General features: G+C 41.5%; 12 protein-coding genes. 1 reads left to right on the top strand and 11 read right to left on the bottom strand.

The window, feature by feature from the left end:
• Positions 1 to 97: 97 nt before the first annotated feature.
• The 11 genes from A4S05_RS34995 to A4S05_RS34945 all read right to left on the bottom strand — a co-directional run bounded on the left by A4S05_RS34995 (position 98) and on the right by A4S05_RS34945 (position 18,690).
• Positions 98 to 1,885: a condensation domain-containing protein gene (locus A4S05_RS34995; protein ID WP_069074359.1), complete on the bottom strand. Its 1,788-nt coding sequence runs from the start codon at positions 1,883 to 1,885 to the stop codon at positions 98 to 100.
• A gap of 63 nt (positions 1,886 to 1,948) precedes the next feature.
• Positions 1,949 to 2,743, bottom strand: coding sequence for an SDR family oxidoreductase (locus A4S05_RS34990; protein ID WP_069074358.1), 795 nt, complete (start codon positions 2,741 to 2,743; stop codon positions 1,949 to 1,951).
• Between the two features lie 13 nt (positions 2,744 to 2,756).
• Positions 2,757 to 3,464 (bottom strand): cupin domain-containing protein, encoded by a 708-nt coding sequence (locus A4S05_RS34985; RefSeq protein WP_069074357.1) that lies wholly within the window; start codon positions 3,462 to 3,464, stop codon positions 2,757 to 2,759.
• Positions 3,457 to 4,065 carry a type 2 periplasmic-binding domain-containing protein gene (locus A4S05_RS34980; protein WP_141699893.1) on the bottom strand — a complete coding sequence of 203 codons (609 nt, stop codon included), beginning with the start codon at positions 4,063 to 4,065 and terminating at the stop codon, positions 3,457 to 3,459. The genes A4S05_RS34985 and A4S05_RS34980 overlap by 8 nt, the downstream gene beginning before the upstream one ends.
• Before the next feature lie 52 nt (positions 4,066 to 4,117).
• A complete protein-coding gene (locus A4S05_RS34975) occupies positions 4,118 to 5,020 on the bottom strand; it encodes a DMT family transporter (RefSeq protein ID WP_069074356.1) in 903 nt (300 codons plus the stop codon).
• Positions 5,021 to 5,052: 32 nt separating this feature from the next.
• Positions 5,053 to 6,108 (bottom strand): type 2 isopentenyl-diphosphate Delta-isomerase, encoded by a 1,056-nt coding sequence (fni, locus tag A4S05_RS34970; RefSeq protein ID WP_069074355.1) that lies wholly within the window; start codon positions 6,106 to 6,108, stop codon positions 5,053 to 5,055.
• Positions 6,105 to 8,270, bottom strand: a complete 2,166-nt coding sequence (locus A4S05_RS34965; protein WP_069074354.1) for a Rieske 2Fe-2S domain-containing protein — start codon at positions 8,268 to 8,270, stop codon at positions 6,105 to 6,107. The genes fni and A4S05_RS34965 overlap by 4 nt, the downstream gene beginning before the upstream one ends.
• A gap of 21 nt (positions 8,271 to 8,291) precedes the next feature.
• Positions 8,292 to 8,870, bottom strand: coding sequence for an adenylyl-sulfate kinase (gene cysC, locus A4S05_RS34960; protein WP_069074353.1), 579 nt, complete (start codon positions 8,868 to 8,870; stop codon positions 8,292 to 8,294).
• 152 nt (positions 8,871 to 9,022) lie between these two features.
• A complete protein-coding gene (locus A4S05_RS34955; protein ID WP_069074352.1) occupies positions 9,023 to 9,847 on the bottom strand; it encodes a hypothetical protein in 825 nt (274 codons plus the stop codon).
• Positions 9,848 to 9,937: 90 nt separating this feature from the next.
• Positions 9,938 to 14,641 carry a non-ribosomal peptide synthetase gene (locus tag A4S05_RS34950; protein WP_069074351.1) on the bottom strand — a complete coding sequence of 1,568 codons (4,704 nt, stop codon included), beginning with the start codon at positions 14,639 to 14,641 and terminating at the stop codon, positions 9,938 to 9,940.
• Positions 14,584 to 18,690, bottom strand: coding sequence for an FkbM family methyltransferase (locus tag A4S05_RS34945; RefSeq protein ID WP_069074350.1), 4,107 nt, complete (start codon positions 18,688 to 18,690; stop codon positions 14,584 to 14,586). Before A4S05_RS34945 ends, A4S05_RS34950 begins: the two co-directional genes overlap by 58 nt.
• Positions 18,691 to 19,529: 839 nt before the next feature.
• Between A4S05_RS34945 and A4S05_RS34935 the strand changes: the two genes are divergently transcribed.
• Positions 19,530 to 19,715 (top strand): hypothetical protein, encoded by a 186-nt coding sequence (locus A4S05_RS34935; RefSeq protein WP_069074348.1) that lies wholly within the window; start codon positions 19,530 to 19,532, stop codon positions 19,713 to 19,715.
• Positions 19,716 to 19,846 lie beyond the last annotated feature (131 nt).

Here is a 19,846-nt window from a genome sequence, read left to right as displayed (position 1 = left end):
TTCGTAAAGGGAGTGGGGACTGGGGACTGGGGACTGGGGATTGGGGATTGGGGATTGGGGGCTGGGGACTGGGTACTGGGTAACGGATTAGAAGCCCTCACCAAATTTTCCTGTCCCTAGTCCCTAATCCCCAATCCCCAATCCCTTTTAAACTAGCTTGGGTCAATACAACGCTTGCACAAGTATCCGCCAGCATAAATGCTAAACGTTCTGGGGGATAGGTAGGGTCAAGGGGAACACAAGCACCGCCAGCTTTCAGGGTTCCTAATATGGCAACTGCTGCTTCTAGAGAGCGTTCCAGACAAATCCCCACAGGTGCATCTGGTTTGATACCCAACTTTTGCAGATAGTGCGCTAGTTGATTGGCGCGTTGATTTAACTGTCGGTAGGTAAGTTGTTGATTTTCATACACCACCGCCACAGATTCGGGTGTTTTTTCAACGTGCTGCTCAAATAATTGATGGATGCAATCATTGATGGGTTGGGCTGCTTGGGTAGCATTCCACTGTACTAGCAGTAAATCTTTTTCTGCTGGTGTGAGTAGCGGTAATTCGCCTATACTGCGATCGCGTAACTCAACAATTCCCTGCAACAGGGTGAGTAAATGACCGATCATCCGATCAATTGTATCTGCGTCAAAGCGAGTGCGATCGTAGTTGATTTTAATTACTAGTTCTTCACCGGGAATTGCTACCACCGTTAAGGGATAATTTGTTTCTCCAAGGGCTTGGCGATCGCCTATTCTTAAATTACCCGGTAGTGCTTGTAGGGTCGCATTTACAGGATAATTCTCAAACACAACAATGCTTTCAAATAAAGGTTGATTCCTCGGAATCTCACTCGCGCCTTGAATATCTACCAGTGAACTGTACGAATACTGCTCCCGTTCAATATTCTCTTGTTGCAATTGCACTAACCAAGGCAATAAATCAGCAGTTTCAGGAATTTTTACTCGTACAGGTAGGGTATTAATAAACAACCCCACTATCGACTCTACGCCAGATAAGTTATGAGGACGACCAGACACCGTAGCCCCAAATACTACGTCAGACTCACCACTGTAGCGACTCAGTAACAGCGCCCAAGCTGCCTGTACCAAGGTAGAAACGGTGAGATGATGTTGTTGGGCAAAAGATTTTAAGGTAGTAGTGGCCTCGGCTGATAAATGTTGGTGTCGAATATAACTTGTTTGCTGGTGAGCAATCTGCCCTACTGCTTGTTCCACAACCAAAGGAGTAGAAGCAGTAAAACCCTCCAGAGTTCGCCGCCAAAATCCCTCTGCACTAGACAAGTCTTGCTGCTGCAACCAATTAATGTAGTCTCGGTAAGGGCGAGTTGGGGCTAAATATAATTGTTGATTATTGGTGATGGACTTGTAGAAAGCAAAGATTTCCTTGAAGAGAATCGGCCAACTCCAACCATCAAGCAATATATGATGAAAGCTCCAGACAAAATGATAAGTTTCATCTGCTAACCGAAATAAAACAAATCGCATCAAGGGAGATTTGTCAAGCTCAACACTTTGCTCTCTATCTGTATTTAAGAAAGCATCAATCTGCGATTGTTGTTCATTGGTCGAAAGTAAACGTAGATCCCTATTAATCCAAGGTAAATTAACCTGTTTACGCACTACTTGGACTGGCTGTTTACGGTTCTTCCAAACAAAAAGAGTCCGTAAAGATGAATGTCTTTGCACCACTTGTTGCCAAGCTTCTTCAAACGCGATCTTGTTTAATTCGCCATGAAGAGTAAAGCGAAACTGCTCAAAGTATATTCTTGATTCTGGCTGATAGAGAGTATGAAATAGCATCCCCTGCTGCATTGGCGAAAGGGGATAGATGGCTTCAATATCTTTACTTTTATTTTGACTTTGTATAACTACCATTACTGTATTTTTGGAATATATATTTTTTTAATTAATCGCCAAGCGAAAATACAATTAAATTACTTAAAAAGCTGCTGTAGACAATCCGCCATCGATAGGAATAGTGACACCTGTGATATAACTGGCGCATTCTGAACTGAGAAAAGCGACTAAGTTGGCAACTTCACTAGAATGACCGCGACGACCGATAGGAATGGTGTTATTTATTCCTGCTGCGATCGCATCAATATTTCGGTCTTCCTTTTGGGCAAATATTTCTAAATATTCTCGATGTCTTGGTGTGTCAATAATACCAGGGTTCACAGAGTTAACTAACACATTCCATTTTGCAACTTGCGTAGCTACAGATTTTGTAAAATTAATTAATGCTGCATTCGCCACCCCTGATTTAATTAAACGAGGGGAAGGTTCTTTCCCTGATGTACCAATAATATTGATAATTCGTCCCCATTTCTGATTTTTCATGGTAGGTAAAACCAGGCTTGTCATGCGGATGTAGCCCATTGTTTTACCTTCAAAAGCGGTTGTCCAATCTTCATCAGAAAGGTTTTCTACTGCAATGCTGGAAAATTTCGCTCCCTCGGAATTGTTTACTAAAATGTCAATTTTACCAAATTTATTAAGAGCTTCCTGCACTAACTTTTCCGAGTCAGTTGCTTTTTGAACATCAGCCGATAAACTGATAATTTTTACTGGAAAATGTGCCAGACTTTGACCAGCTTGTTCTAATCGTTCGGCATTTCTCCCACAAATTATTAAATTACAACCTTCTGCTGCCATTTTTTCGGCGATAGCATAACCAATACCAGCACTAGCCCCTGTCACTAAAGCTACCTTCCCTGTTAGTCCTAAATCCATAGTCAATAGTCCTCTAGGTTGCAGTTAGCGATCGCGCAATTCTTTCACGAAAAGAAGCTTCTTGATAAGATGAATGAGAACGAGGCGGAATCAAAATTTCAACCAAAGATGCTGCTTCATTAGAGGAATTATATCCTCCACAAAACACATCAACTGGAGCATAATAAATACTACCACATTCTAGTTGCTGCTGTTCGTTTTCCACAGACATCATCAACTGTCCATTCAGGATTATTCCCATCTTTTCGCCAGGGGATTGATGCATTGGGATAATTCCTTTTGGTGGAATTTCAGTAATCGCAATCTCAAACCAAGAAGCAACAATAGATTGATATGAGAAACCCGTAATTTCATCTTTTTTAGGCGATACCTTGAGAAACACTTCGTCAGTTGTTTCTGATGGTAAGGAAGTTACGAGCCGTTTGACATCGAATACTAGTGCTGTTTCTGGAAAAATATTTCTAGAACCGTGAGGAACATAAGCATTGGCAACGTAAGCTTGTTGTAGCGGTTCGATAATTTCTTTAGTTCCGTTGACGTTCATTTCTAAACGACCAGAAATTATCATCCCCATCTGACTTTCTAGATGTTGATGTAGTGGAAAATTGGCTCCTGGGGCAAGATACACTAATTGAACGAGTGTGTCTTGACATTCATAAGCTATTAAGTCTACATCTGAACCAATTTTTGTACTTTTGGGAGTTGGAAAAAATTTAGACATGACTTTCTGCTATTTTTTTATAAAAAATTGACCAACTCATAGGGATTTTTCCATAGGTAGAAATAAACTCCAAATCATAAGCGTCAACAGCATTTTTATTAGTAATCGCTAGAGTAGCTAAACCCTGTTGTACTTGAATTGCTGCATCGCTAGTAGAAGGAGACAAATCAATCTGAATTTCTGATTGGTCTTGAGAGTCTGGTAAAAGTCTTGACAACAAAGGTAAAGGCGCAGGATGAGTAACAAGTCTAGATCCTTTGAAAACTACCTCTGTATTTTTTTTCTTAGCCAATCCATAAATTGGAGTCGGATAGATAAAAATGAAGCCTAAATCAAAACTTGGCTCCATATAAAACTCATTAATCATTTGGTACGCATGAGGAACTAGAGCCAGATCAACCTTGTCTTGCAGCAAAGCTTCTTTGACATTTGGAAAGCTATCAAATAACTGAATTTCTCCAGTCAATTGTTCTGACTCTAATTGTTTGACTATATAGCCAGAAGCATAGTCACTACTAGTACCACTAGGCCCCAATGTACCTATAATAAAAGTTTTTGTAGGAGGAATAGGAGGTCTAAATTCAATCGAAAACTTCAGCATAGTTTTAACCAAAATCTGATATTAGAAAAAAGAAACTTAAAATTAGTAATTGTTAAACATCTTCTGTACCAAATATTAATTTTCTATCTATATATTGAGACTTATTCTGACTCAAAATTAATGCAGCGAGTACCAAAGCCGTGCCAATCAAACCACGGACTCCAAACTTCTCACCGAGTAGCCAAAAGGAAAAAACGGACGTGAGTACCGGATCGAGGGTACACAATAGCGCTGCCTCGGAAGCTGAAATCCATTGCTGACCTATTGTTTCTAACCAGGTAGTACCAGCAGTTCCTACCAGACCGAGGTAAAGGATAAGACCGTAATTATTTCTCAGAGTCTCAAATTGCCCAACTATCTCTGGCGCTGCCCAGACGGCGCTCAACACTGCTACAATCCACAATTGGATGGCAGTGAGAGATAAAGTTGAGTGGCGTTGTGCTGTTCCCTGAAGTACCAACATATAAACCCCGAAAACAAAGGTGTCGCCAAACAAAAACAAGTCACCTATGCCTAGAGAGCCATTTTCCCAGCACATAATGCCGATGCCTATAAGGGCAACTCCGGCGGCGAGTACAGTTTTCAGCAGCAAGGGCTGACCGAATAACGCTGCCAATAGGGGGACAATGATCACATTTAGGCTAAAAATGAATCCTCCCCGGTTGGCATTGGCAGTTTCCAGCCCGATCGCTTGGAAGGCGAAACAGGCGAAAAGTAAAAGTCCTAAAACTGTGCCGTCGCGTAATATCTGAGCATTTAGAGAGCGTAAGTACGGAGTAAATATCGCTGCTGCAACAGTAAAACGGCTGGCGGTAAGTACAGCTGGCGAAATGCTAGTGACTGCATCTTTCGTTATTGGAAAAGTCGTCGCCCATATTAGACTAACGATCGCGATCGCAATTATCCCCCGAATGTGCAGGGCGTTTTCTGTAGTTGTGGGTTTGTCATTTGTCATTTGTCATTTGTCATTGGTTATTTATTCCCCATTTAGATCCGTTGCAATGCTCCAGAACTTCTTAATTCTGCTAAGGTGGCATTGCCAGTACAAAATAAAGCTGTTTCTAGTTCAGCAATCAGAACTTCGACCAACTCATCAACGGCGGCTTCCGATTTGACGGCTGCTTCTAAAAAAGGTCGGGCTAAACCTGCTAAATCGGCTCCTAAAGCGATCGCTTTTGCTACATCCAATCCGTTGATTAACCCGCCAGAAGCAATCAAGGGAATTGTCGGTGCGTTCGCTCGGATGGAATTGATGCACTCGGCGGTTGGTAAACCCCAATCAGCAAAAGTTTGTCCCAAACGGCGCTGCTTGTTGTCTTTGGCGCGTTGGCTTTCTACTTTTGCCCATGAAGTTCCACCGGCTCCAGCGACATCAATGGCTGAAACTCCTGCATCAATTAACTTTTGTGCCATTGGCGCAGAAATTCCATTTCCCACTTCTTTGACAACAACCGGAATAGGTAGTTGCTGACAAAGTTGGGCAATTTTACTCAACAGCCCCCGGAAATTTGTATCTCCCTGTGATTGCACACACTCTTGCAGGGGATTCAGATGCAAAATCAGCGCATCTGCTTCTAAGGAATCTACAAGGCGCAAACAATCATCAAGTCCACATCCATAATTTAGTTGCACAGCCCCCAAGTTCGCTAACAACAAAATGTCAGGAGCAAAGGAACGGACGGCAAAGGTAGGAGCTAAATGAGGTTGTTCAATCACAATTCGTTGCGAACCAACTCCCATTGCTAATCGGTAGCGTTGAGCAACTGTTGCTAAACGAGTATTGACTAACTGCGCTAATGCGGTTCCTCCTGTCATGGAAGAAATCAGCAGGGGAGCGCCGAGATTTTTACCCAGAAAGGTTGTTTGCAGATTGATGTCACTGCGATTAATTTCAGGAAGACAATCATGAATAAAGCGATAACGCTCAAATCCACTAGTTACGTGTTGAAACTGGACATCTTCTTCTAAGCAGACACGTAAATGGTCAGCTTTGCGAGTCTCAATTTCGGTTACGGCATTGACTGATGGGACAGTGGTAGTCATAATGGTTTTTGTTGACAACGGGTTATTGGTAGCTTGGTGTAAATAGCCTCCTGAAACTTAGCAACATCAAATTCGGCAATACTAAATACTCCTGTTTTATCGAATAGCCGCGAGGAAACGCTGTCTTGACAGATGTAGTTAACGCGAATGTCTTCGTGTAACGATTCCAAAAGTAGTTGGATGTTCGCTAGCCGTGCCTCTTCAATGGTTTTACTATGAGGATCGTTTGGGTCAAGAACATGACCATAACTGCGAACATGAAAACGGCACTCTCTTGGCCCGGCGGGAACTAGGGAAAAAGTTTGAACGTGTTCGGGAAATACGCTCAAAGAAAAAGGCATGGGGATTTCTTCTTGCGCTGACATTGAGCAGAAGGCTGAGTAACACAGCGTTTCGGGCAAAGAATCGTTTTCAGCAGCAAAATCTTGTAATTCCTGTTCACGCTCCCAAGAATGTCGAGCGATCGCTTTGGCGCAATCATAATATTGTCGCTCGATTGGGGTTAAGCTGGGTGAAGCCGGATCGCGCATGGGAATAATCATGCCGTTAATGCCTTCACAATCACTCGACACTCCAAACCGACGGGTTAAACCTTTGTGCATCATGGGAAAGTGGTAATCTTCTAAGAAGTTTTCCCACAGCAGTTTGTAATCCACCTCTACATTGACGTCATACCGACCAACTCCACCAATGGGTTGCATATTTTCCAGTTGGTAGGGTTCTAATAAGCCGGGTAGATACCAACTATCGGCTAATCTTGAGCCTTCCCAAGTAAAGCGAATAAAAATGAATCCATAAAAAATGTCAATATCGATGGGTTCTAAACCGTAGTTGGGTAAACCAAATTTTGGATAGCTCCCCCGTTGTCTGACATCCTGAAGTTTACCAGCGAATAATTCACCGCTTGCAGTGCGAATGACGTAGGCTCTTTCACCGACAATATCCAGCCAAGTGAAGTTATCCGGTTGCGGAACTTCGTTGATATGACAAACAAATTGCCAAGTTGGTTTAATTAAATGCTCAACTTCGAGAGCAAACAATGCTGCATCGCCATAAATCCAGATTGGCAATGCTTGTCTTCTTTCAGATGATTCGGAGATGTCTTCTATGTCATCAGCATCAATTTTGGCATAATCACTAGACTTTCCAATGATTTGCTTTTGCTCGTCATTGCTGTAAACTCGTTGCAGCAATTCATCCAGTTCTGGCGTTAACCCATCACTATCGACGCTTAGGATCGCGTGTTTGAGTTCGCCAATCAAGGAATCCAACATTAATTGGCGACTATCTCCTGTTCCTTCTGGGGGAATTTCTGCAATTAGCTGTTTTATATTCTCTTCTAAATAACCAATTCTCAAACACAGGCGGATTTGTTCTGGAAGTGTGGCGGTTTCTCCATCTGCATAGCCTGGACTCACAGAATTAAGCAGATTTGTAATTTTTGCTCCGATATTTTGATAGTTTTCAGATGGTGATTTTGGCGTGAGGTGATTATTTTCTGAAAGCTTGGCAAAAACTGCCTGATTTTGATCAATTTTGACCTCAAACTCCTGCAAACTATAATTTTTGAGATCAAAGTCAGCACCAAACTCTCCTCTATTTGCCCCTGGTGCATTCTTGCAATGTCCATCTATACCATAAGCCCATCCATGATAAGGACAAAGAGCCGATTTATCTATACCCACACAACCGTGACCTTCAAAAACTGGTGCTTGGCGATGAGCGCAGACATTGAGAAAAACGCGAACTGTTCCGTCTGCTTGGTGTACAGCCACTAACGGTTCTTGAAAAATCTGAACCGCAATAAAATCTCCAGGCTTGGGAATTTCTGCCAAGGAACAAATAAAATACCAGTTTTTCTCTAGTTCTGATGGTTCAACAGAGATTGAACGAATAATTTTAGCGGCAAAGTAATCATAAACAGTTTTAATATTAACTTCTGAATTATTTTGTTTGTTATATTCAACAACTGCATTAACTAAATATTTATAATTTTTTTCAACAGCAGGATCACCATTTGCTGATAATAAATTTGTGACAAAACTATTCCATGTTACTTCATCATTCTTAGCAAAATTATTACCTGTAGCAGCAAGGGAATATTGCTGTCTTCCAACTTCCACAAAAAGTTTACAAAGTTCCTTTTCTTTTACTAAAGTCATTTCACCTCTTCCTACTTTTTATCATATCCGTGAGCAATTGTTTTGGAATTGTGGCAACAATGGAGAATTGGTATACCCTAGTTCTTCTAATTTAGTTAAAACTTTATTTGCGCTTTGGGCAATACTTTCTTCATTAGTTTTGCATTCCACATCAGGTTCTAAAGGTATTTCGTATAAATCATCAATTCCAGTGAAATTTTTGATTTCACCATCTCTAGCTTTTTTATACAAACCTTTGACATCTCGCTGTTCACAAACTTCTAATGGAGCATTGACATATACTTCAATAAAATCCCCAATCTGTTTTTTCACTTCTTCTCGAACTGCTCGATATGGCGAGATAACAGAAACCAGTACTATCACATTATTTCTAGTTAGCAGGTTAGCTACAAAACCAATTCGTCGAATATTTTCGTCTCGATCCTCCTTGCTAAAAGTTAACCCCTTACTTAAGTTTTGGCGAACTACATCGCCGTCTAATACTTCAATTTTATATCCGGTGCGTTGCAGTTCTGTTTCCAAAAATTGGCAGATGGTAGTTTTACCAGCACCACTCAAACCAGTTAGCCATATTGTTACACCACGCTGTTTTTCCACCATCCTACCTTATGCTTTTAATAAACTACTGTTCTCGGAAAAGTGTATTTTTGTAAAATTTTCATCTTTCCTTTTTCAAAAATTATACATTAAGCTGCTAATAACCAATAGCTGCAATAAATCAACAATTAGCGATTGGTTATTAGCCATTCATCTTAATCTTCAAGAATTGGTTCAGGAATGACTGGTACTGGATGGTCAAGACGATAAGCATTCCAGGGTTTGATGAAAGATTCTCGTTTCATCCCAGAAAATCGTCCTAACTGTTTATGAAAGAGACTTTCATAAAAGTCTAACTCTTTCCTTAAGAAGTAAGGGGCTTTTTCTCCATAAACTTTCACAAACATTCTGTAAGTATTATAATGTTTGGCTGCTACATCCTCGGAATAAAACATCAAATCATCTTCAATGTCATTTAAGACTTCCAGTGGCCACATCAGCCTTATTTCTTCATTTAATTCATCTTCAGGGTAATTTAAACCTAACATTTTTAACAAAGTACAATGTAAAATTCGATAATCAGAAGAACGTAACTCAGCCGCTTTTTTAATCATTCCATGAGTTACATGAGATGCTGCTAATAGTTGAGTTTCTAATTCAAAATATTCTTCCAACTTTTGCATATACAATTCAACATGGCAATGCTTGAGATTATACTCTTCTAAAACAGCCAAGATCATTTCTTGCTTAGAACGCCAAGGAGAATGTTGTAGTGTTCCATAGCCTTCACCTTGAAGTTTTTCAACTTCATCATCGGTTTGATAAACCAGAGCTTCAATAAAACCTAAGATGGGATAAAACCGAAAGAAATCATTCATTGAGAGGTTATAAATGGGAAAATAATAAAGTACAAATTCTCTCAATACTCTGCTAGACCGACGCATACTTTGATAAGAAATGCAGGATATTTTGGAAGCAAGCTTATTAACTAAAACTCCTGAATCACGCGCGGTTGTGAGTGTAGCTTTCGAGATTGTCATAAATAATGAATATGGTTGGTGTGGAAAAATTAAAACAATGGACAAAGTGAGGATACGTCTTCTCTTGATAGAGATGAGTTGTTCACAACTTCATTCAATTTCTGCTAGCAGTTCGTCCAACGCTTCTTGGCTTAAACCAACTTCAGGGAAATCTGAAGGAGTATAGCCTCCTGCTTCTGGGGATAAGCAGTGGTCAATAATAGCTTCTAAAACTTTCACATACTTGTTAGCCAAATTTTCTACAGTAGTCTGGTGATGGAAAGCCGAGCTATATTTCCAATCCAGTTGCAATCTGCCTTCAATGACTAATCCACTCACATTCAACAAATGGCGGCGTTGTCCTTTGGGACTGTGAATAGAACCGCTAGACTCTGGGGCATATTTCCAACCAAGGGGTGCTAGGTGCGTTTGGTCGAATTGACCCAAGTAGTTGAAGCTAACTTGAGCTTGAGGGAGTAGCCCAAGTTGCTTGTGTATGGTTGCATCGTGGCTCAGATACCGCAGGATGCCATAGCCAATACCTCGGTTGGGGATGCGTCGCAGTTGCTCCTTAACCGACTTGAGAGCCTCTCCAGGATGGTGAAGACCTGCAAGTTTTAAACAAACGGGGAATATACTGGTAAACCAGCCTACTGTCCGGGACAAATCTACATCCTCAAACAAGTCCTCCCGTCCGTGACCTTCTAATTCAATCAGTAGGGAATCATAGCCTGTCCAGCCAGCAAAACTTTGTACTAATGCGGTCAATAGCACATCGTTAATTTGGGTGTTGTAGGCTCCCGGAACATCCTGCAACAAGGCGCGAGTCTGTTCTCTACTCAGAAATACAGAAACAATGGGACTTGAACCAACAGTGTTTTCTGACTCAACAGCAGGAAAATCCGACGGTAAGGGAGTAATTGCAAACAACCTTGAGTGCAACCAGTAATCTAACTCTGAATGCAGTCTTTGATGGTCTGCATAATCCTGTAATCGGATTGCCCAATCCTTAAAGGAAGTTGTTTTTGCAGGGAGTTGGATGTTGTTCCCACTATCTAATTGTTTGTATGCCTGAGATAAATCTTCTAGCAAAATCCGCCAGGAAATCCCATCTACAGCCAAGTGATGGATGACGATGAGCAACCGTCCAGCGGAAGATTTGCCGAAGTTAAATAGAACGACCCGCAGCAGCGGCCCATCTGCTATATTTAGCGATCGCTGTATTTCTTCTACCTTTAACTCAATGGCCTGTGATTGTTCTGCTTGAGTCAGGTTAGAAAAATCAGCGTTAGCTAATAATATGCCATCCCAGACATCACTGTTGTACTGTTGCCATTGCGTTGCTTGCTGCACAAACCGCAGCCTCAAAGCATCGTGATGGTACAGTAACTTTTGTAATGCTTGCTCTAGTAATTCCGGTTGGATATTTGGCGGAACTTCTAGTAGGAAAGATTGGTTAAAGTGATGGGGTTCGGGTAAATTTCGCTCAAAGAACCAATGCTGAATTGGTGTTAGGGGAACAATGCCCTTAACTAAGCCTTGTTCTGCCTCATTGGAGGTAGTTGTCACGGCTACAGCAGCTAACTCAGCAATGGTTTGGTGCTGAAATAGCTGTTTTGGAGTTAGTTTTAATCCAGCTTGATTGGCTCTGGCGATAATTTGAATTCCAATAATGGAATCGCCACCCAATTCAAAAAAGTTGTCATGAATACAAACTTTTTCTAATAGTAAGACATCTTGCCAAATTTTTACCAAGATTTTTTCGGCATGGGTGCGAGGAAAGACAAAGCTAGTATTGTCATTGAACTCGAATTCTGGAACTGGTAAGGCACGGCGGTCTACTTTGCCATTGGGCGTAATTGGCAAAGCCTCTAAAACTGTGAAGGATGCAGGCACCATATAGTCGGGTAGCTTTTCCTTGAGGAACGATCGCAACTCGCTACTAATTGGCTGTTTTCCTTCGGGGATCAAGTATGCTGCCAAACTCTTAATCCCTGGCTTATCTTCCCTAGCAATGACAATGGCATCTCCTACCTGGGGATGTTGAGTTAAAACAACCTCAATTTCTGCAAGTTCAATGCGGAAGCCACGGATTTTTACTTGGTTATCAATGCGGCCAATAAATTCAATATTTCCGTCAGGCAGGTAACGAGCCAAGTCTCCTGTTTTGTACAACTTTTTGCTATGAGCTAGTTGTGCTTCAGCAATAGAATTGGGAATAAACTTTTCCTCGGTTAAATCTGGGCGGTTAAGATAACCTCTGGCTAAACCATCACCACCAATACATAATTCACCAGGAACACCAATCGGTACAGGTTGGAGGTAACGATCCAGAATATAAATTTGTGTATTCGCAATTGGTTGCCCAATTGGTAAATTTGTTGCGCTTTCTGGTACTTCCTGCACTAAATACCAGGAAGAAAAAGTAGTATTTTCTGTTGGCCCATAAACGTGCAGCAGTCGCTTTGGAGGTTGATTTTGTAGTAAGGTTCTGACCCAGTTTGGCTCAACCGCCTCTCCACCAAATAAAACGGTTTGGAGAGTTTTAAAGATTCCTGGGACTTGACTTACTAGCTGGTTGAATAAAGCTGTTGTGACGAACAAAAAGTCAATCTGCTGGTCTTGGAGTTGTGTGGCGAGTTGTGGCGGCGAAAGCAAGACTTCTTTACTAATACCTACTAGCCTAGCTCCATTAAGCAAAGCTCCCCAAATTTCAAAGGTAGCAGCATCAAAAGCCGCATTCGAGGCTTGAGCAACTCGATGATTAGCTGTTAACTTCACGTAGTTAGTGTTACAAACTAAGCGATTCACAGCTTGATGAGTAACGGTTATACCTTTCGGTTTTCCTGTGGAACCAGAGGTATAAATTACATAAGCTAAATTATGGCTTGATGCCTCATTTTCAGGGTTTTTCTGGCTATATTTGCTAATTACCTTCTGCCAGCAAGTATCTAAAAATACTACTTTAGCGTTGGTTTCTGGTATCTGCGCTGTTAACTGTTCTTGAGTCAGCAGTATTGATACCTGAGAATCATTCAGCATATAAGCCAAGCGTTCTTGGGGATAAGCTGGATCAAAGGGAACGTAAGCACCACCTGCTTTGAGAATTGCCAGCATTGCGATAATCATCTCAAGCGAACGCTCAACGCAAATCCCCACTAATACTTCTGTTCCGACTCCCAAGCTTTGTAGATAATGCGCTAATTGATTCGCGCGATCGCTCAATTCTCGGTATGTCAGGGACTCGTGTTCATACACCAGTGCGATCGCATTTGGTGTTTGTTCTACCTGTTCCTCAAAGACTTGATGGATACATTTAGTATCGGGATATGGTATGTGAGTATCATTCCATTCCACTAGTAATTGATGACGTTCACGCTCAGTTAGCAATGGCAATGTACCCACTGATGCTTGAGGATTCGCCACAATTCCCGCTAATAATGTCTGGAAATGACCAGTCATCCGAGCGATTCTATCTTCATCAAATAAATCGGTGTTATATTGCCAAAACCCTTGTAAGCAGTTATCTTGTTCCCACATTTGTAATGTGAGGTCAACCTTGGCATTAACATTATCTAGATGTAGAGGAGTAACAGCTAATTCAGGCGTTTCTAATTGCTCTATTGCAGCATTCTGCAATGCAAACATCACCTGAAATAGGGGACTGTGGCTGAGACTGCGCTCTATGTGTAAAGCTTCAACAATCTGTTCAAAGGGTACGTCTTGGTTAACGTAGGCATCCATACAAGTAGAACGCACTTGCATTAGTAGTTTTGAGAAACTCGGATTATCTTCTAGGCGAGTTCGCATCACCAAGGTATTGACAAAAAAGCCAATTAACCCTTCTACATCTTGATGATTGCGGCTAGCGATCGGTGTTCCCAGCAGAATATCTGACTGGCCACTGTAACGGAACAGTAGAGTCGCATAAGCCGCCATCAAGGTCATAAATAAGGTAGTTCCTGACTTCTGGCTAAGTTCTTTCAGCGAAGCCGTCAGTTTTGCATCTAGCTGGAAAGAAAAACACCAACCCCGGAAAGTTTGCACGGAGGGACGAGGCCTATCCGTAGGTAGTTCCAAGAGAGGTGGTGCGTCTGCTAATTGTTGCGTCCAGTAATTAATTGAGGTTTGTAGTACTTTTCCTTGCAACCATTGGCGTTGCCAAATCGTAAAATCTGCGTATTGAAGCGGTAATTCTGGGAGGGGAGAAGGTTCGCCAACCAAGAAGCCTCGATACAAACTCGACAATTCTTTGATGAATACTCCCATTGACCAACCATCACCGATGATGTGGTGCATGGTCAATAACAAAGCATAAGACTCTGACTTGAGTTGCACTAGAGTGACTCGCAGCAACAATCCTTTGGTAAGGTCAAAGGGTTGCAATTGATCCTGAGTTGCTAAGAGTTGCAATTGTTGTGACTGTTCTTGTCCTGACAATCGTTGCAAGTTTACAACCGAGAGTTTCATAGTTGCGTGGGGAGAAATTACTTGTACAGGCGTTCCCTCAACTGCACTAAAAGTAGTTCGTAGAATTTCGTGACGGCGGATAATCTCGTTGAGACTGCGTTCTAAAATTTCTATATCCAAACGCCCGTTCAGACGGACAGCTTTAAACATATTGTAAAAAGGGCTGTCCGGCTCAACTTGCGCCAAAACCCATAGGCGTTGTTGGGCGAAAGAAAGGGGGAAAGTCTGAAATTCTGTTTGATTTCCCCGACGAACTGGAGTAATAGCACGGTTATTTCTTTTACTATCTATTCCCTGTTCCCTATTCCCTGTCTTTGATATCCCAAAGACTCTGCTAACTGCCAAGTCACATCACCTAAAAAGTCAGTGCTGTAGTACTGCTTCCAACTATCTGCGATGCTGGGATTAATGCTCTGATGTTCATGAAATTTCACATCCCCCACCATTCTAGATTGGGCATAGATCCCATCGGTCATCCGCTGCTTTTTCTCTTTGTAAGGTTGCAGCATATCAGGATGGAATTCTAGCCCTAAAAATTGGCACAATCCCTCAACACTAGTCTGTGGTTGGCTAACTATGTCTTCAAATTTGACTTGATACTGGCGTTCTTGAGGAACTTGTTGCAAAAATTCGAGAATATTTTGATGGCTAATTAGCCAAACAAGTTCAGCGAGTTCTCGCCGATTGAAGGGATGTTGATAGGGAAAGGTTTGTTCTACTCTGGCTTCTTCATAAGAGCGCATCGTTGCATAAGGATGACGCACAAGATGGATGTAGAGTGGGTTTTGGAAGTTGATTTCCGCCCGTTTAAGAGTTTCTAAATCTATAGAGTAGGAGGGGGTCTTATCTACCAAGATTTTATCGCCCAGCGATCGCTGTATAAGTTGGTAAAACTGCTTGGTGGTGAGATTTTTCGCTTCCAATTCTTCCATCAGGGCGATCGCTTCTTCTGGACTGCACCCCCGAATTTGCATGATTGTCCGAATCGTCCCTTCCGCCCAAAAGCTATAACGTCCAGAAAATGCTGCTTTTCGTTCTTGAAGTGTATTAAACGTCAGCAATTCCAATTCTGGAGGCGCGAACAACTGCGGATTTCCCCCCAAAATGACGCGGAGTAAGGTAGAACCACTGCGATGAGGCGAGAGGATAAAAATAGCTGGCGGGTTTTTGATTGCGTCGTCATCTATTGGGGGAGCAATGGAGGGAATCAACGATCGCATTTGCAAAACTTTAGCTTCATCGATTCGCTTTTGTGGTGAGTCAATAATTGCAGTTATTTCTTTACCAAGCAGTTTGGCTGCTGCTTGTGGATAGTTTTCTTCTATGTAAGCTGCTAGTCCAGCAGTAGTTTTAGTATCAAATAAAACAACAAAATGAATAATCTCGTTTAATTGTGCTTGCAGTTTATTAATCAGAATCGCACCCCGAATCGAATCGCCACCTAGTTCAAAGAAGTTATCATCAATACCCACTCTGTCAAGTTTGAGGGCTTCTGCAAATAAATGTGCGATCGCCTTCTCGATAGGAGTCCGAGGAGCAACAAATTCTATATCTAACTGAGGACGTTGGCGCTGTTGTCGGGATGCAATCTCTTTGAGAATGAGTTCAGGACTATATAGAGTTTGAGCGATGCGTTCAAAGAAGTCTGCAAAGGAGGCTCTTTTTACCGAGCTATCAGATTTTGGTTCTTGATCGGGATTTATATCTACGGTAAATCCGTCAGATACAAGTACTTTGTTGGATTCGGACGAGGTTACTTTTACAGCTTCTTTAACTACGATATCTATATCGGATACAAGTACTCTATTGGATTCGGACGAGGCTGTTTCTCTTAGACTTCCATTAGACTCTTTAACTACGGTATCTATATCGGATATATGTAATAAGTTGCTTTCGGATGCGGTTTGAGATGGAAACTCGAATAACCAACCACCATCTTTCTCCTGCTGAAATTGCCTACCAACACTAGTTAAGAAATTCCTAGCTGGTTGATTCTTCTTCGTAGGTGTATAGAAAAGCTCGACTCGTCCCAATCCTCTTTCTTGAGCAAGAGTTCCCAAGTAGGACAGCATTTTATGTTCTACACCTCGACCAAGTACCCGACAACTAAGCAAAAATGTATCTACAACTAGTGCATTTTCTTGAGCTTCAAACAATAGCAGACCGACTAAACCATAATCTCCAAAGCGGTCTTTTACTTCGACCACTCGACACTCGAATCTTCCTAAATTGCAGAGTTGTTGAATTTCAGACTCAGATCGGCGGATTGTTGTGAGGTTAAACTGATTGGTGCGTTGGGTAAGTTGAGCAACCCGCGAAAGTTGCTCGTTTTGCATTGGCGAAATCTCAATTTCTAAATTCAGTTGGGCTAGGAAATCGCTAAAGGAGAGAGAATCCTGTTGCAAACGCTGGCGCTGGACATTCTGTTGATAGAGATTGGTTCTTTGTTGGTCTTCTTGGGTGCTTTGAAGTTGGTCGAAAGCCCAAATATGATCTAAATATTGGGGGATGTTAGCGCCCTCTTGGGGAAGTTGCAGGGTCAAAACTTCTGGACAGTTGGCTCTAACTTCAGCACACTCAACCGGATTGTCATCAATGAAAATGAAGCTATCTAAACTCAGTTGCAGTTCGGTTGCTAAAGACTTCAGATTCTCCGATTTCGATCGCCAGTTGATGCGCCAATTGACGAGATGATGCTGCTTAAGCAACATATCTGGATGTTGGTCAAAGACTGCAAATACATCCTCTTCTTGATTCTTGCTACACAAACAAATCAATTTTCCGGCGGCTTGCTGTCCGATGATAAATTCTTGTAGCGATCGAAATTGTGGATCGATTTTCACTCCCCCAACTCCATCCTCACCACAAATACCACTCCACAAGGTATAGTCACAGTCCAGGGCAATTACCTTGTAGGGATAGCTCTGCAAGGCAAAGATTTTCCGCGCCAGCATTGTCCCCAAGGCACAGAAAAAGGCTGGCGTGTAGGGAATGTGCCCTAGCTCATCACCGTAGCGATCGTAGTACTCCTCTACTGGGTAAGTATTGATTAATTCTTGACTTTTTATCAGATACACACCACTGACACTCTTGAGTTCAGCTGCTAACAATTCTTGCATTCTCTCATGTAAAGTGTTATTTGCTGTATCAGTAGTTGGAGAAGGAGGACAGATACAGACTAAGTAGGGATTTTGCGATCGCATTGTTGCAGTTTTCAAAGCACTGCCAAAATCCCTGATGGTTTGCTCTAATTGGGCTATGTTTTTTCCAAATTGCTGCGATACTGGGCTGTGGTTGTGATTAAGGCGAGTTACGTAGATGTTATAGAGTCCTGAACCGTGCAGCAGAGACTCTTCATCGACAACAAATTGAAAGCCTTTGTCTTTAAGCAAGCGCATGACCTGTTTAATCGTACTGCCTTCTTGGTCATGCACCTCTATGACTATTTGTTTAATCAATGGCCAGTGATTGTCTTTAATTCCTTGGAGAATTGCTAACTCACTTTTTTCGGCATCTAGTTTCAGTAAATCAATTTTTTCAATCTTGTATTCTTCGATAATTTCTGAAAGAGTTCGCAGTTGAGCCTGATAAGTTTCTCGCTCTAGTCTATCCTTGAGAAAATCATCAGCTAAACGTTCTAACGACTCTTCATCCAGAGAATTATCGCGTTGCAGCATATTAATAATGACTGAGCGAATAGCTTTTTCATCTTGCTCGGTATCAGCCGCAAAACTTGAGAAAACCGAGGAGCGAGGATAGAAAGTGAAGGTTTCTTCTTTGGATTCACCACCTAAGCCGCAGTTGAAAAGATGAGTATTTTGACAGTAGAGCTTTGCATTAGTCTGTAGCTTGTCAAAGGCATGAGGTGCAGGTTCAAAAGCATAAATAGTCCCTTTTGGGGATTTTTGTTGGGCAAATAAGGTGAATAGACCAATATTTGCTCCGACATCGATTATACAGTCGTCTTCATTAAAGACAATTCCGTGCTTTAAATAGACGCGATCGCCAAAAATTTCTTGGTATAGATACTCGGTTTCGTACTGGTTAAGGTGAGCTATTTCTAAGTGATTTGGTAAGGTGTGGCGTAAGCGATCGCCAAAAATTTGTTCTTTTAGATAATCGTCAACTCTTAATTGCAGATGATTCTTAGTTCCTTCCCAATCCTCAAACCTAACCAAAACTACATTGACTCCATTTTGATTGTTAGTCAAGAGGCTAGCTGGATTGAGAAGTTCTTGAAATACCTGATTGTAAGGAGCAAACTCTATTGAATAAATAATTTCTATTTCTTGAAACCAATATGACAGGAAATCCTTAATTGGTTCACTTGTAAATGTAGCTGTAATAACAACTTTCTGTTTAGATATGTGGTTTAATAAATTTTGCGTAGTCATAATATTTATAGTTCCTCTGTATCTATTACTAAAAAAATATTAGTTAAATATGAAAACTTCGCTTAACTTGTTGTTCTCCATCCTGGAGAAGTTGACTATAAATCTTAACTAACTTTAGGGGTTTAAGTCCCCAGCAAGACAGGCAGCCCGTTTTGGGTCGGGGTCTAAATCCCCGGACGTCCGCGATAGCGAAGCGTTCGCGTTCGCGTAGCGTCTTGTAGAGAAGCGGGGCATTAGCCCATTGCGAATTGCAAATTGTTTTAAGAGAGTATTCACCCATGTTCTTTGTAACCCTGATTCGTTCGTCATCAATTCTCAATAAAAACCTAACTTTAGCGATAATACTAAGAGCTAATCTGTCAAGTATGTTTCACACCTCAGTATTCAAGATGCCTACAGAACAATCTTTAAACGCTTGTTCTGTAAAGAAAGATGTGACTAATGGATAGCTTAAAAAAGGGTGAGCCGGAATCCAAATTCTCCTTTCTAAAGGGGATTTAGGGGGAGCTAAAATTTTTGACCTCGACAAAATGACTTTTTAAACATCTTCTGATGGCATTTTCAATAAGCCTCTTGAATATAGTTTTACAAATCATCATCTCAGCTATATCAATAAAATGCAATAGCATTTTAGAGAGTTAAATTGATAGTTAAAACAGTTAATTAGACATTTAAGTGGACAGTTAAGACAGTTAAGTAGACAGTTAAGACAGTTAAGACATTTAAGTGGACAGTTAAGACACTTAAGCAGATAGTAAAAATATTTAAAACAGTTAAACCTCGCCCATCTTGAAAGCTGGAGTTTTGTCACGCATAGTACTATCCTAAGTTTTTTAGAAGTGGTGATTGAGTTGATTCTCCGAGATCCTGTTGCCAATGAATTTACCGCTATCAATGCTCACTTGCAGACAATCAAAGACCAAATTCTGGCAGAAGTACCAGAAGTTGATGTGTCCGAAGTGATGGAACAAGTGGAGGAACTGTTGCAATATTTGTCGGGTTTTGGGGAAAAGGGTAAGGGGTAAGGGGAAAGAAAAAACCTTTAATACCAATTCTCTGTGAAGTTGCACATTATTTTGACCCCACCCTAACCCTCCCCGATGCATTGGGGAGGGAACTAGATTTCCGGTCTCCCCCCAATGCATCGCTACGGTGT

This window comes from Nostoc sp. KVJ20 (assembly GCF_001712795.1).
In the GTDB taxonomy this organism is placed as follows: Bacteria; Cyanobacteriota; Cyanobacteriia; order Cyanobacteriales; family Nostocaceae; genus Nostoc.
The sequence above is the reverse complement of the archived record's forward strand: the minus strand, read 5'-3'. Positions and strand labels throughout refer to the sequence as shown.

What these genes read in the sequence shown, in the direction of transcription:
- A4S05_RS34955 (WP_069074352.1), bottom strand. Translation starts at nt 9,847, where the DNA reads ATGACAATCTCGAAAGCTACACTCACAACCGCGCGTGATTCAGGAGTT.
- A4S05_RS34980 (WP_141699893.1), bottom strand. Translation starts at nt 4,065, where the DNA reads ATGCTGAAGTTTTCGATTGAATTTAGACCTCCTATTCCTCCTACAAAA.
- A4S05_RS34995 (WP_069074359.1), bottom strand. Translation starts at nt 1,885, where the DNA reads ATGGTAGTTATACAAAGTCAAAATAAAAGTAAAGATATTGAAGCCATC.
- cysC (WP_069074353.1), bottom strand. Translation starts at nt 8,870, where the DNA reads ATGGTGGAAAAACAGCGTGGTGTAACAATATGGCTAACTGGTTTGAGT.
- A4S05_RS34975 (WP_069074356.1), bottom strand. Translation starts at nt 5,020, where the DNA reads ATGACAAATGACAAACCCACAACTACAGAAAACGCCCTGCACATTCGG.
- A4S05_RS34945 (WP_069074350.1), bottom strand. Translation starts at nt 18,690, where the DNA reads ATGACTACGCAAAATTTATTAAACCACATATCTAAACAGAAAGTTGTT.
- A4S05_RS34965 (WP_069074354.1), bottom strand. Translation starts at nt 8,270, where the DNA reads ATGACTTTAGTAAAAGAAAAGGAACTTTGTAAACTTTTTGTGGAAGTT.
- A4S05_RS34985 (WP_069074357.1), bottom strand. Translation starts at nt 3,464, where the DNA reads ATGTCTAAATTTTTTCCAACTCCCAAAAGTACAAAAATTGGTTCAGAT.
- fni (WP_069074355.1), bottom strand. Translation starts at nt 6,108, where the DNA reads ATGACTACCACTGTCCCATCAGTCAATGCCGTAACCGAAATTGAGACT.
- A4S05_RS34990 (WP_069074358.1), bottom strand. Translation starts at nt 2,743, where the DNA reads ATGGATTTAGGACTAACAGGGAAGGTAGCTTTAGTGACAGGGGCTAGT.